Annotated in this window: 13 protein-coding genes; 9 read left to right on the top strand and 4 right to left on the bottom strand. The window is 43.5% G+C overall.

All coding sequences use genetic code 11. The features are described 5' to 3' along the window. Positions 1-17: 17 nt before the first annotated feature. The 4 genes from aceE to ampD all read right to left on the bottom strand — a co-directional run bounded on the left by aceE (position 18) and on the right by ampD (position 5,461). Positions 18-2,693: a pyruvate dehydrogenase (acetyl-transferring), homodimeric type gene (gene aceE, locus JKP82_RS13325; RefSeq protein ID WP_159532729.1), complete on the bottom strand. Its 2,676-nt coding sequence runs from the start codon at positions 2,691-2,693 to the stop codon at positions 18-20. 202 nt (positions 2,694-2,895) lie between these two features. Next, positions 2,896-3,642 carry a GntR family transcriptional regulator gene (locus JKP82_RS13320; RefSeq protein WP_159532731.1) on the bottom strand — a complete coding sequence of 249 codons (747 nt, stop codon included), beginning with the start codon at positions 3,640-3,642 and terminating at the stop codon, positions 2,896-2,898. 319 nt (positions 3,643-3,961) lie between these two features. Further along, positions 3,962-4,831, bottom strand: a complete 870-nt coding sequence (ampE, locus tag JKP82_RS13315; RefSeq protein ID WP_218397376.1) for a beta-lactamase regulator AmpE — start codon at positions 4,829-4,831, stop codon at positions 3,962-3,964. A 69-nt stretch (positions 4,832-4,900) separates the two neighbouring features. Beyond that, positions 4,901-5,461 carry a 1,6-anhydro-N-acetylmuramyl-L-alanine amidase AmpD gene (ampD, locus tag JKP82_RS13310; protein ID WP_159532735.1) on the bottom strand — a complete coding sequence of 187 codons (561 nt, stop codon included), beginning with the start codon at positions 5,459-5,461 and terminating at the stop codon, positions 4,901-4,903. Positions 5,462-6,069: 608 nt separating this feature from the next. Here ampD and JKP82_RS13305 point away from each other — a divergent pair. The 9 genes from JKP82_RS13305 to JKP82_RS13265 all read left to right on the top strand — a co-directional run bounded on the left by JKP82_RS13305 (position 6,070) and on the right by JKP82_RS13265 (position 13,263). Then, complete coding sequence (locus JKP82_RS13305) at positions 6,070-6,600, top strand: retropepsin-like aspartic protease family protein (protein WP_126873769.1); 531 nt, start codon at positions 6,070-6,072, stop codon at positions 6,598-6,600. An 18-nt stretch (positions 6,601-6,618) separates the two neighbouring features. Next, on the top strand, positions 6,619-7,473 hold the full coding sequence (gene nadC, locus JKP82_RS13300) for a carboxylating nicotinate-nucleotide diphosphorylase (protein WP_159532737.1): 855 nt from the start codon (positions 6,619-6,621) through the stop codon (positions 7,471-7,473). A gap of 373 nt (positions 7,474-7,846) precedes the next feature. Continuing rightward, entirely contained in the window at positions 7,847-8,263 is a 417-nt protein-coding gene (locus JKP82_RS13295; RefSeq protein ID WP_201299312.1) for a pilin, read from the top strand. A gap of 66 nt (positions 8,264-8,329) precedes the next feature. Then, complete coding sequence (locus JKP82_RS13290) at positions 8,330-9,538, top strand: type II secretion system F family protein (RefSeq protein ID WP_218397374.1); 1,209 nt, start codon at positions 8,330-8,332, stop codon at positions 9,536-9,538. Between the two features lie 109 nt (positions 9,539-9,647). After that, positions 9,648-10,553: a prepilin peptidase gene (locus JKP82_RS13285; RefSeq protein WP_218397372.1), complete on the top strand. Its 906-nt coding sequence runs from the start codon at positions 9,648-9,650 to the stop codon at positions 10,551-10,553. Then, the gene (coaE, locus tag JKP82_RS13280) at positions 10,553-11,224 is read left to right on the top strand and encodes a dephospho-CoA kinase (protein WP_159532745.1); all 672 of its coding nucleotides are present in this window, start codon (positions 10,553-10,555) and stop codon (positions 11,222-11,224) included. The genes JKP82_RS13285 and coaE overlap by 1 nt, the downstream gene beginning before the upstream one ends. A gap of 128 nt (positions 11,225-11,352) precedes the next feature. Further along, positions 11,353-12,105: a cell division protein ZapD gene (gene zapD / locus JKP82_RS13275; RefSeq protein WP_159532747.1), complete on the top strand. Its 753-nt coding sequence runs from the start codon at positions 11,353-11,355 to the stop codon at positions 12,103-12,105. A 41-nt stretch (positions 12,106-12,146) separates the two neighbouring features. Beyond that, positions 12,147-12,374: a DNA gyrase inhibitor YacG gene (gene yacG, locus JKP82_RS13270; protein ID WP_159532749.1), complete on the top strand. Its 228-nt coding sequence runs from the start codon at positions 12,147-12,149 to the stop codon at positions 12,372-12,374. A gap of 10 nt (positions 12,375-12,384) precedes the next feature. Then, complete coding sequence (locus JKP82_RS13265) at positions 12,385-13,263, top strand: aspartoacylase (RefSeq protein WP_159532751.1); 879 nt, start codon at positions 12,385-12,387, stop codon at positions 13,261-13,263. The last annotated feature ends 97 nt before the right edge of the window (positions 13,264-13,360 follow it).

Raw genomic sequence — 13,360 nt, 5'->3', positions numbered from 1 at the left:
ACCTTATCTGCCTGTGACTACGCGTAAAGTGGGTTTAGTTTTTCAACGTTAATATCAAAACGTTTTATCGCTTCAGCAACATCTTTCTTATCGAAATCACCGCGCTGCGCTAACTCGTACAATGAAGCCACTACAATGTATGCAGCGTTCACTTCAAAGTGAGTACGCAAGTTTTCACGGCTGTCACTTCTACCAAAACCATCAGTACCTAGGCAGCGATAATCTGTATCGATAAATGCGCGAACCTGATCAGAGTAGTTCTTAACGTAATCAGTTGCAGAAATAGCAGGACCTGCATCTTTCGTAATAACTTGACCAATGTAAGCTGTTTTCTGATCTGATTCTGGATTCAACATGTTCCAGCGCGCCACTTCTTGACCTTCACGAGCCAATTCGTTGAACGAGGTTACCGAGTAAACGTCTGAAGAAACGTTGTAATCGTCACAAAGAATTTGTGCCGCTTTGCGTACTTCATTCAAGATAGTACCCGAGCCCATTAACTGTACATTGGTCTTGGTCTTCTTGTTTTCAACTCGTTCAAGCTTATAAATACCTTTAATGATTTGATCAGCGACGTCATCACCTTCAGGCATAGCTGGGTGTTGGTAGTTCTCGTTCATCAATGTTAGGTAATAGAATACGTTTTCGTTGTTGCCATACATACGGCGTAAACCGTCTTGTACAATAACAGCCACTTCGTATCCGTAAGTTGGATCGTAAGTTACACAGTTCGGGATAAGGTTCGCTTGAACATGTGAATGTCCATCTTGGTGCTGTAGACCTTCACCGTTCAATGTGGTTCTACCTGCGGTAGCACCTAACAAGAAACCTCTTGCTTGGCTATCGCCAGCTGCCCACGCCAAGTCGCCAACACGTTGGAAACCAAACATTGAGTAGTAAATGTAGAACGGAATAGTAGTGGCGTTACAGGTTGAGTAAGACGTACCTGCCGCTACCCACGATGCCATTGCACCTAATTCGTTAATACCTTCCTGCAATACCTGGCCTTTTTTATCTTCACGATAGTAAGCCACTTGGTCAGCATCTTGTGGAACGTACTTTTGGCCTTCGTTAGCATAAATGCCCACTTGGCGGAACAGCCCTTCCATACCGAATGTACGTGCTTCATCAGGAATAATTGGCACAATACGCTTACCAATCTTCTTGTCTTTCAATAATGCGTTAAGTACTCGCACGAAAGTCATAGTAGACGAAACTGAACGATCGCCAGAGCCTTTTAAAATTGCATCAAATGCTTTTAGCTCAGGTACTTCAAGTTGCTCGTCAGCTTGTTCTCTACGAGAAGGTAAGTAACCGCCTAAAGACTCACGACGCTCGCGCAAGTACTTCATTTCTTCACTGTCTTCAGGGAACTTGAAGTAAGGAAGTTCTTCAATCTTCTCATCAGCGATTGGAATGTTGAAACGATCGCGGAATACTTTAAGTGAATCTACGTCCATCTTCTTCACGTTATGCGCAATGTTCAAGGCTTCACCTGAAGCACCTAACCCAAAGCCTTTAACGGTTTTAGCAAGAATCACCGTTGGACGACCTTTGGTTTCTTTCGCTTTTTGATAAGCCGCAAAGACTTTTACTGGATCGTGTCCACCACGGTTCAAGCGCCAGATGTCATCATCAGACATATTCGCGACAAGTGCAGCCGTTTCTGGGTACTTGTTGAAGAAGTTTTCGCGAGTGTATTTACCACCCTTCGCTTTACAGTTCTGGTACTCACCGTCTACGGTTTCGCCCATTAACTGAATAAGTTTGCCTGATTTATCACGGGCAAGAAGCTCATCCCAGTAACTGCCCCAAATAACTTTAACCACTTCCCAGCCTGCGCCGCGGAATGTGCCTTCAAGTTCTTGGATAATTTTGCCGTTACCACGAACTGGGCCGTCTAGGCGCTGTAGGTTACAGTTGATAACGAAAGTTAGGTTATCTAGGCCTTCACGTGAAGCAAGACCAATAGCACCCAATGATTCTGGCTCATCACACTCGCCGTCTCCCATGTAGCAGTATACGCGCTGTTCAGAACAGTCTTTAATACCACGGTTAGTGAGGTACTTAAGGAAACGTGCAGTATAAATGGCTTGAAGTGGACCTAAGCCCATCGATACTGTTGGGAACTGCCAGTAATCTTTCATCAAATGAGGGTGCGGGTATGAAGATAGACCTTCACCAGCGCATTCTTGACGGAAGTTATTTAGCTGTTCTTCAGAAAGGTTACCTTCAATGAAAGAACGGGCATAAATTCCTGGAGAGATATGACCTTGTGCAAAGATAAAGTCGCCACCAGCGTTTTCTGTCGGCGCTTTAAAGAAGTGGTTAAAACCAACATCATATAGCATGGCAGATGACGCAAAACTACCAATGTGACCACCAAGCTCTAAGTCTTTCTTAGAAGCACGTAATACAATCATCAATGCATTCCAACGAATGGCGGCACGAATGCGTGCTTCAATCGTTAGGTCGCCAGGCATTTTTGGCTCTTGCGCTGAAGGAATTGTATTGATGTACGCTGTGGTGGCGTCGTACGGTAAGTGCGCTCCGCTACGACGAGCCTTATCAATAAGTTTCTCGAGTAGATAATGGGCGCGTTCTACACCTTCCTCTTCCAAAACAGATTCAAGAGCATCAATCCACTCTTTAGTTTCTTGAGGATCCACATCTTGGTGCATCATATCAGTCATGGTGCCATCCTATTTTTGCTTTATATATAGAGAATTCTTCCTTCGACCTAATTATCGAAAGAAGAATGACCAAATTACGTTGTACTCGCTGTGAACCTTAATGGCTCACCTGTGCTTTTTGCATATCGCAGTCGCTAAAATTCTCTTTACGCTTCTGCTTATGTAATCACGCCTAATAAATCTGGGTATACAAGAAGGCATGTTAAATTTCTAATCGACGTAACGCGCGCTGTACACGAGTGTCACGCTGATTAATGGTTAATAATGTCTTTTCAATGAACGCTAGGTGCGTATTACACGCCTGACGTGCCGCTTCTGGATCCCGAGCGGCGATAGCTTCAACAATTTCTCGTCTTTGACGAGCAATATCGGCCACTGCATCGGGGTGAGTCGCTAACATATCAAAGTTACGTTCAATGTTTTCCACCAGCATACTCTGCATGGTGCTCATCACATGTAAAAGCACCATGTTATGCGATGCTCTTGCCATAATGATGTAGAACTTCCCCAGCGCTTCAGCTTGGTCCCGCTTACTTTCTTCGGGTGCTGGCGTGGGTAGTTCATTAAGCGCATTTTTCAGCGCTTCATAATCTTCGGGTTGCCCACGAAGCGCTGCGTAATATGCTGCCATTCCTTCTAGGGCATGACGGAACTCGAGTAAATCGAACTGAGTCTCAGGCCGTTTACTGACAAGTGCCATCAGTGGGTCTTTCATGGCTGAGTTAAGGTTGCGGTTTACAAACGTGCCGCCCCCCTGCTTGCGCTCAACCAATCCACGCGCTTGAAGATTACCTATGGCTTCTCGTAAGGAAGGCCGCGATACCTCAAACTGAATCGCAAGTTCACGCTCTGGTGGCAATTTCTGACCTGCCAATAAGCTCCCATCCAAAATCATGGATTCAAGCTGCTCGGTGATAACATCGGCAAGTTTTTTTCGCTGCTGACGCATGCGTGACTGTCTTCCTTCATCTACTTGAGTATGCGACTATTTTGTAAACAAGTAAGGTCTACAGCCACAATTGGTAATACCATTTTACCTATATAGTTTAAGATAGATCGAAAGTGAGGTAAATACTCTCAAGCATAGCAAACTTGCAAGGAGTTGCTTGTTGTTAAGCTTTATTGTTGAATTTGTTGCAAAAATTTAGCAAACTCGCACTGGTCTGATGAGGTGAAGCAACCAGCATATAAGACGTGAAATGCCTGATCTATAAATGAAAAATTTATAGACCAGGATAGAATGGTAATACGTTTGTTAACTGAAATAGTTAAGCAAGGGTGCCAATAACGGTTAGCGCAGACGTGATAACAAGCAGAAAAATAACATTACGTTTTGCTAACTTGACCAGCACTTTAGGCTCTACAGCTGCATTTTCTGTCTGAGCTTTATATTCTTCAGCCGTTAACATTTCGGCTTTTGACGATACTCGTGTCAGTAAGTCATAGGCAGAGATATTCAAAGAAAGAACGTCTTTAAGCCATTCAGGAAGTGCACGTGAAAAGTGCCCCATCATGAGCATGCCAAAAGCGGTGACGCGTACTGGTATGAAGTCAAGTGCGAACATTAACTTGCCCGCCGCCATGGACAACGGGTGTTGAGAAGCGCAGAAGCGCTCAGTGGCACTTCTGCTTAAACAGTAAAACACGGCGCCTGGTGCACCAAATGCAATGAACCACAACATCACCGCAGCGTAGTGCTGGTAGTTCAGCCAAGTAAGGTGTTGGCCGAAGCTTTTTCCTTCAGCCATGGCCGTTCCGTCGCTGGCACGCTTGCTACCGCAATGCCCTAATTGGTCGGTGTACATACTGCAAGCCTGTAAATCGCCTCGGTCTGCGGCATTCAAAAAGCATTTATAAGTGGCGCGTAACACCGGACAACCAATACATAAAAACAAAACCACACTTTGTTCAATGAAAGTAAGGAAAGCACCAAACAGCCAATATTCTATTAACCCGATAGCAAGCGCAGGCAGCAACATATAGAGGTAAAAGGCAACGGATGGCGTGTCTTCCTCTAGCCATTTGCGTTCGTTTAGCCAATTTTGATAGGCGGCTGCATAACGCTCGATGTGCCATACCGGTGTTTTAGTAATGAGCCTTTCAAGACTTAATACCAGCAGTAAACTCATTAGTATCATGTTTATTCCCTACCATAAAAATGCTGAATTGTGGGTAATTAACCGGCGTTTAACCGCTTGCTTACCTTTTTATCTTCTGGTCTTGCTAGTGATGTTAGTTAAATCGAGTGACTGTCTGTAGCGTGGCCAATCGAACGTAACACCTGGGTCGGTCTTTCGCCCTGGAGAAATATCATTATGGCCTATAATTCGTCCTAACGTTATTCGCGGATACTGTTGCAATATAAACCCACTCAATTTCGTAAGTTGTTCATATTGGGCATCGGTATAAGGCAGTGTGTCGGTGCCTTCTAATTCGATACCAATGGTGAAGTCGTTGCAACGAGAACGCCCTTGAAACGTCGATAACCCTGCATGCCATGCCCGCTTATTAAAGGGCACAAACTGCTCTATCTCGCCGGTACGGTAAATAACGCAATGGGCAGACACCCTAATCCCTGCTATTTCTTTATAAAACGGGTGCTCGTCGGGATTTAACGTACCGGTAAACAATTCACGGATACCTGAGGTACCAAACTGTGACGGTGGCAACGATATATTATGAATGACCAACACGCTCACATCATTTTCGTCGGGCCGTTCATCATAATGGGGGCAATCAATTTGCGTCGCGGGCTCGTATAACACCATAAATTTTCAAAATTCGTTACCTTGTTTTCATTAATAACAGTGTGACACCAGCTGCCCAAGGGCACAAGCTCGCAAGCGTAGGATTCAGCTTCAAGAGGTATAGCAGTAAGTCAGCATCCATTTAAAACACGCCGTAAACCCATCCATGGGGGCTCTATGCAGCTCCCTGCTGCATAAGGTTTTAAATGGATGCTGCCTTACTGCTTTGACGAATGACCACTTGATTTGAACGTTAATAATGTTTCAAGAAAAATTGCGCAGATGGCTTTACTCTCAAATTCACCTTGCACTTAAATAGGCAAGTTACATATTGAAAAAAGAGAAGAATGCAGCTCCTTGCTGCATAAGGTTTTAAATGGATGCTGCCTTACTGCTTTGACGAGTGGCCACTAGAGTTGAGCGTTAATAATGTTTCAAGATAAATTGCCCAGACGGCTTTACTCTCAAACTCACCTTACACTTAATAATCGCTAGCGTTTCTTGAAAAAGAAAAAAGTGCTACCCCTTACTGCATAAAGTTTCACTGGGTACGAACTCCTTTAGTTAGGCCGATACATTTATATATACGTAGAAAGGCGGTATAAATAGAACGTATAAAAAGAAGTGAGATGTTTTATATGAGTGAAGATGATTCTGTAGGTGAGAATTCTGCGGCAAAGTATATGGTAGTGCTGGCGTGGATTTGTGGGTTTGGCCTGCTGGTCTATGTCTTTTCTGGCTTGCTCGATAAGCAAGTTAACCCTAATAGCGAACCCCAATCACAGCGTATTGGGTCACAAACCGAAGTGCGCTTGAAACAAAACCGTGCAGGGCATTATGTGACTTCTGGCTTTATTAATGGCGAAGAAGTGGTGTTTCTGGTGGATACAGGCGCTACCGATGTGTCTATTCCTGCGCATTTAGCCCAGCGACTTCAACTACAAGCTGGACGAAAAGGCTTAGCCAATACGGCGAATGGAACGGTTACCGTTGCTGAATCACGTATTGATACCCTTCGAATTGGTGACATTGTGTTAAACAATGTTAGCGCAAACCTAAACCCCGGTATGCAAAGTGAGCATATCTTGCTAGGAATGAGTGTTTTACGGCAATTAGAGTTTACTCAGCGCGGAGATTGGTTAATATTGCGTACCCTATAACTCTAAACAGCGAACCTCATGATTTCACCCGACATTAACGCCATCCGCGAACAAGTTTCTCTCGCACTTATTGAAGATTTAGGTGGCGAGCTAAACGCGCATAACGACATTACTGCGAACTTAATAGATGAAAGCGAAAACGCGACTGCCACTATTATTACCCGTGAGCATTGTGTAATTTGCGGGGTCACTTGGGTTGAGCAAGCGTTTGCGTTAGTTGATGAGCACCTAGAATTAGTATGGAATGTAAACGATGGCGATATGGTTGAGGCAAACACTACCCTGCTTACCTTAACAGGGTCGGCTCGTGCCATTCTTACTGCCGAGCGTGTAGCGCTTAATTTTCTGCAAACCCTTTCAGCGACGGCAACAGTGACGGCAAGCTACGCTAAGTTGCTAGCAGGAAGCAACACCAAAATTCTTGATACTCGCAAAACCTTGCCAGGTCTTCGTATGGCACAGAAGTACGCTGTGCATTGTGGCGGCGGACAAAATCATCGTATTGGTTTGTTTGATGCGTTTTTAATTAAAGAAAACCACATTTTTTCCTGCGGCTCTATAGCGAAAGCAATCAGCCGTGCTAAAGAAATGAAACCTGGTAAGCCTGTTGAAGTAGAAGTAGAAAGCTTAGATGAATTGCAACAAGCACTTCTTGCAGAGGCTGACATTGTTATGTTGGATAACTTTACCAACGAACAGATCCAAAAGGCAGTAGCGCTAACCCAAGGGCAATGTAAACTGGAAGTGTCAGGTAACATTACCGATGAACGGTTATCGTCGCTAGCAACACTGGGTGTAGACTATATATCATCAGGTGCCTTAACCAAGAATGTGAAGGCAATTGATTTGTCGCTAAGAGTGAATTTAACGTAATAAAGATTGCTGATAGCTTGCGTTAACATTACATGTAACAGTTCACATGACGTGCTTAGGTATAAAGTCACTCTACGACCTTAGTAGGCACGTTTCATCGGTTTCGTTCTAAGCAGTATAGTTATCTATACGTACGAAAGTTGTAAATTTACACCAAATTTCAACAACATAGGTCTGAAAAGCCCTTTTTGAACGTGTCATACTGAAAAAGTCAGACATAGGTATTTTTCTGCATACTTGTCACTGACCTATTAATTTATATACTTAGATTCAAGTACCAGGGACGTTGAAGGACGACTCAGGTATAAACGTCAATTTGAATTACATTTAAACTTAACGTGCTATACACGTCCCGGAGAAAACCATGATGAACATGAATACTAAAAACCAAAAGGGTTTCACCCTAATCGAATTAATGATCGTTGTTGCCATTATCGGTATTTTGGCGGCAATCGCTTTACCTGCTTATCAAACTTATACTCAAAAATCTAAGTTTACAGAAGTAGTAATGGCTACTACTGCATTTAAAACAGCTTTTGAAGTTTCTGCTCAAACGGGCGAGTTTTCTGCGAACGGATTAGCCGATGCTGATGCCGGAACTAACGGCCTTCCTAAAGATCTTACGACTGCAACTGGACGCGTTGCCTCCGTAACTATCAAAGATGGCGTTATCACGGCAACTGGAACATCTGAAGTAGGCAGTTACACTTACATTCTGACTCCTAATGGCGTTACAGCTCCGATTCAATGGGCTAAGACAGGAACATGTGTAGCTGAAGGAGTCTGTTAACGAGTTATCGTATAATTTAAGGGAAGTGCAATTGCACTTCCCTTTTTTATTAAAGGAAGAATATTTGTGAAAGCCGCAATAGTTTACGAATGGCAAGGTAAAGATGGGCGAGGTAACAGCCGCAAAGGTGAGATATCGGCTGCCAACCTTAAAGAAGCCAAAATGCAACTTCGTAAACAAGGCGTTTCAGTCAGAAAAGTAAAAAAACAGCAGAAATCCCTATTTAGTCGTGGCGGCCAAAAAATCACCGCTGCAGACATTTCAGTATTTTCTCGCCAAATTGCCACTATGTTGGCCGCAGGTGTTACCCTTATCCAATCTTTAGACATGATATCTCAAGGTCATGCCAAAGCATCAATGCGTAAATTGCTCGGCGATATCACTAACGAAGTCCGCTCAGGAAACCCGTTATCAAATTCACTGCGTAAATATCCTGAATATTTTGACGATTTATATTGCGACTTGGTTTACACCGGAGAGCAATCTGGTGCGCTTGAAACAATTTACGACCGAATCGCTACTTATAAAGAAAAAGCGGAAGCACTTAAATCAAAAATTAAGAAAGCGATGTTCTACCCAATTGCGGTTGTCGTGGTGGCATTCATTGTAACCACTATCTTGCTGGTTTTCGTGGTACCACAATTCGAAGAAATTTTTAGTAGTTTTGGGGCGGAGCTTCCTGCATTTACACTTTTCGTACTCGCTATCTCAAATTTTGTGCAAAGTTACGGGATATTCATAGGCATTGGCATTGGTATAGCTGGCTACTTGTTTATGCGTGCCCATAAGAAAAGTCAAAAATTTCGCGATAGGGTTGATAAAGCGGTTCTCAAAATTCCCATCATTGGGGAAATACTCAAAAAAGCCAGTATCGCGCGATTCACTCGCACCCTCGCAACCACCTTTGCTGCAGGTGTACCTTTAATCGGCGCTCTTGAATCGGCTGCTGGCGCCTCGGGCAATGCGGTATTTAGAGACGCTATCTTATATATACGAAAAGAAGTGGCTGGCGGAATGCCCATGCATACATCAATGCGAACCACCAATGTATTTCCCGATATGGTGACGCAAATGGTCGCCATTGGTGAAGAGTCTGGCTCGGTTGATGCCATGCTCAGTAAAATTGCCACCATATATGAAGCTGAAGTGGATGATATGGTCGATGGCTTAACCAGCTTATTAGAGCCAATGATTATGGCTGTGCTAGGTGTGGTGATTGGCGGTCTTATCATCGCCATGTACCTTCCCATATTTGAAATGGGTAATGTGGTATAACCTTTACGCCACACAAAACATATTTGTTCGTGCTTTACATAGAATTAGGCTTGCCTCCCGCAGGCCTTTTTTGCATTATTAACCCAAATAAAAAAGAGAACGCTATTTTATGGAAGCGATATTGCTTACCAGCCAATTGTACCCGTGGATATTCTACCTATTTGTTTTTCTAGTTAGCTTAATGGTAGGAAGTTTTTTAAATGTGGTTATTCATCGCATGCCCATTATGATGGAAAACAGTTGGAAGCAAGAATACGCCAGTTACTTTAGTGAAACAGACAGCGAAAATGAAGATACTCAAGTTGCTAGCGAGCAAACTCTTCCTGAAACGTTTAATTTAGCCAAGCCAGATAGTACCTGCCCTAGTTGTGGACACAAAATTCGAGCATGGGAAAATATTCCCATCATTAGTTATCTATTTCTTCGCGGTAAATGCGCTAACTGTAAAACCCCTATTTCTATTCGCTACCCATTAGTAGAGTTATTTACAGCGCTTACTTGTACCTTCGCCGCCTACTATTTTGGCCCCACCCCTCAAGCAATATGGGCGGTGATATTTACTTATATCCTTATTGCCCTAATTTTTATCGATTTAGATAAAATGCTACTTCCGGACCAACTCACCCTGCCCTTGCTTTGGCTAGGCTTGGTGCTTAGTACTCAATCGGTATTTGTTGGGCCTGTTGACGCCATTATTGGTGCAGCCGCCGGATATTTAAGTTTATGGTCTGTATTTTGGTTGTTTAAAATAGTCACAGGCAAAGAAGGTATGGGATATGGCGACTTCAAAATATTAGCAGCCCTTGGCGCCTTCACTGGCTGGCAAGGTTTACCCATCATTATTTTATTGTCTTCAATAGTCGGCGCAATCGCTGGGATTGCCATTATGATGTTCCAAAACAAAGGAAAATCATTGGCTATCCCCTTCGGGCCTTATTTGGCCGTTGCAGGTTGGATAACCTTATTTTATAAAGACACGATTATTACCCACTATTTAAAATGGGCACTGCAGTAATGGCAGCAACGAAAACAGCACAAGCACACACAAAGGGGCCATCGAATAAAAGCGATAAAATCGTGATTGGCCTTACTGGCGGAATTGGAAGCGGAAAGTCTGCCGCCACGAATAAATTTTCGGCGTTAGGTATTGATATTATCGACGCCGATGAAGTGGCCCGGGAAGTCGTTACTCCTGGCAGTGAAGGGTTGGCTAGAATAACCGAGCACTTCGGACGCAATATTTTGTTAGAAGATGGCACCCTAAACAGAGCAGCGTTACGAGAACGTGTTTTTAATAATAGCGAAGAAAAGCAATGGCTCAATCAATTGTTACATCCGCTTATTCGCAAAACTATGCTGCAACAGATAGCTGACTCGACGAGCCACTATTGTATTTTATCAGTACCCTTATTGGTCGAGGGCAACCTTAGTGAATTATGCGACCTAATCGTTGTGGTAGATTGCCCCGAATCAATGCAGCTTGAACGAGCCATGCAGCGTGATGGCAGTACCAAGAAAATTATTGAAAGTATTATGGCTTCGCAAGCGACGAGAAAAGAGCGATTAGCCGCTGCTGATGATGTTATCGATAATAGTAAAACCTTTGAGTTCCTCAACGAGCAGGTGCTCGCGTTGCACGGTAAATACACCCGTAAATATAATGCAAATAGCGAAAAAACTTCGTAAATACGGTTTTCCTGCAACTTTTTTCCTTAAAACCCGTCAAATACTTAATTGATTATGAAAGTAGGCTTGGCTTAGGGCAGTTCATGCATTAGGCTTTAGGGTTAAGTCTATGTGTTTTAAGGATATCCATGAGCGAAGCTGTATTCGAATTTCCCCTAAAGGAAAAAGTGCGTAACTATCTGCGCGTAGAGCAGCTTCTTGGGCAGTTAAAAAGCACCGCGAAATCTGACAGTGTGCCACTGCAAATGGTTTTCTTTGAGCAGTTATTTGAGTTACTCGACTTAATTGAGAGACTAGATCTACGCTCAGACATGAGCAAAGATTTAGATGCCCACGAAAAAAACCTCGTTTACTGGTCGCAACACCCCAAGATAGACAGTGCCGCACTAGATCAAGCACTCAAAACCATTGTAAACCTAAAGCAAAAGCTTAAAACCGACCGTCGCTTTGGCAGCGCACTTAAAGAAGATAAGCTGCTAAGTGCGATTAGACAACGGTTCGCTATTCCAGGTGGCTCATGTAGCTTTGACCTACCCAACCTTCACTTTTGGCTACAGCAACCCGCCGAGGTTCGCCAACAAGAAATCGGCCAATGGCTCGACACCTTAAGTTTGCTAGACGACACCATTGCGGTAAGCCTGTCTTTTATTCGTGAACGCGGACAATTTAAATCGGTTACCGCAGATAACGGGTTTTATCAGGGTGCTGCTGAAGATAAAAACGAACTTATCCGTATTAAATGCCGAGTAGATGAAGGTTACTACCCTACCCTTAGCGGTAATAAATACCGCTATGCCTTGCGCTTTTTATGGTTTTCCCCTGCTGAAGGCCAAAACGCGGCTGTTGAATCTAATATTCAGTTTAAACTGGCAGCCTGTTAAACTACTCCTATTGTAATTTTAACGTGCCACTGGAGTGATTCATGGTTGTAGATTGCCCGATTTGCGCGAAGTCGGTTCCTTGGAATAGTGATAGCGAATTTCGCCCTTTTTGTAGTAAGAAATGCCAACTTATTGATTTAGGTGAATGGGCATCAGAGGAAAGGAAAATTGCTGCAAAGCCATCTGAACAGCCTTCCGCCAAAGAAGTCGACATTGAAGAAATAGAAGCAATGCTTGCAAAACAGTCTGACGACTTTTTCAAACACTAATAGGAAGTATATGATTAATAAAATTGCGCTTGTTGGTGGAACACATGGTAATGAAACCAGTGGTATTCAACTTATTCATAATTGGCAATCTCAAGGGTTTTCTGACGCGCTATCATCGCGGTTTTCATCACTGGACGTGTCGCTTACCATTGCTAATCCAGAGGCCCTAAGCGCTAATGTGCGGTTTATTGAAGAAGATTTGAATCGTCAGTTCACCCTAGAAGCGTTAAGCAACCCCAGCGATGCTAAAGAGGCTAAGCTAGCCAAGCAGCTTAATCAACAGTTTGGCCCTAAAGGTAACTCTACCACTGACTTGGTTATTGATATTCACAATACCACCAGTAACATGGGCGCGACGCTAATCATCTTAGAAGCTGATGACTTCCATATTCAGCTCGCGCGATTTGTGAAGCATCATATGCCTGAAGCAAACATTCTTTTAGAAGATGAAAAGCCGTATTTAGAGCACGGTTATTTGTGTACCACGGGCAAACGTGGCGTAATGATTGAGGTAGGCGCACAACCTCAAGGTGTGTTGCGAGAAGACGTTTATTTGCTTACCCAAACCATGGCTGAAGTTATTCTCGATTTTTGCCAAGCGTATAACACAGATAGCCTTGAACAATACCCTGAATGCGAGGTGTTTAGACTAGGGGAAAATATCAAATTTCCACTCAATGACGAGGGTAAACGTACCGCGATGATCCACCATTCATTGCAGGACAATGACTTCGCCCCGCTCATTCCCGGCGCACCGGTATTTCGCTCTTTTGATGGTAAAGATATTGAATGGCAAGAAGCACATGAAACCTACCCTCATTTCATTAATGAGGCGGCTTATCACAAGCTGGATGTGGCTTTTGCCACTGCAACAAGGCTTATGCTGTAAGCCTATAACACTCGTGAGCTAGATATAAAAAAGGGCGGTCTGTTAATACCGCCCTTTGTGTATCTATTTTTGAAATATGAAGACTAGGTTGAGCTGT

This window comes from Alteromonas lipotrueae, assembly GCF_019249215.1.
GTDB lineage: Bacteria > Pseudomonadota > Gammaproteobacteria > Enterobacterales > Alteromonadaceae > Alteromonas > Alteromonas lipotrueae.
The sequence above is the reverse complement of the archived record's forward strand: the minus strand, read 5'-3'. Positions and strand labels throughout refer to the sequence as shown.

What these genes read in the sequence shown, in the direction of transcription:
- aceE (WP_159532729.1), bottom strand. Translation starts at nt 2,693, where the DNA reads ATGACTGATATGATGCACCAAGATGTGGATCCTCAAGAAACTAAAGAG.
- JKP82_RS13320 (WP_159532731.1), bottom strand. Translation starts at nt 3,642, where the DNA reads ATGCGTCAGCAGCGAAAAAAACTTGCCGATGTTATCACCGAGCAGCTT.
- ampE (WP_218397376.1), bottom strand. Translation starts at nt 4,831, where the DNA reads ATGATACTAATGAGTTTACTGCTGGTATTAAGTCTTGAAAGGCTCATT.
- ampD (WP_159532735.1), bottom strand. Translation starts at nt 5,461, where the DNA reads ATGGTGTTATACGAGCCCGCGACGCAAATTGATTGCCCCCATTATGAT.
- JKP82_RS13305 (WP_126873769.1), top strand. Translation starts at nt 6,070, where the DNA reads ATGTTTTATATGAGTGAAGATGATTCTGTAGGTGAGAATTCTGCGGCA.
- nadC (WP_159532737.1), top strand. Translation starts at nt 6,619, where the DNA reads ATGATTTCACCCGACATTAACGCCATCCGCGAACAAGTTTCTCTCGCA.
- JKP82_RS13295 (WP_201299312.1), top strand. Translation starts at nt 7,847, where the DNA reads ATGAATACTAAAAACCAAAAGGGTTTCACCCTAATCGAATTAATGATC.
- JKP82_RS13285 (WP_218397372.1), top strand. Translation starts at nt 9,648, where the DNA reads ATGGAAGCGATATTGCTTACCAGCCAATTGTACCCGTGGATATTCTAC.
- coaE (WP_159532745.1), top strand. Translation starts at nt 10,553, where the DNA reads ATGGCAGCAACGAAAACAGCACAAGCACACACAAAGGGGCCATCGAAT.
- zapD (WP_159532747.1), top strand. Translation starts at nt 11,353, where the DNA reads ATGAGCGAAGCTGTATTCGAATTTCCCCTAAAGGAAAAAGTGCGTAAC.
- yacG (WP_159532749.1), top strand. Translation starts at nt 12,147, where the DNA reads ATGGTTGTAGATTGCCCGATTTGCGCGAAGTCGGTTCCTTGGAATAGT.
- JKP82_RS13265 (WP_159532751.1), top strand. Translation starts at nt 12,385, where the DNA reads ATGATTAATAAAATTGCGCTTGTTGGTGGAACACATGGTAATGAAACC.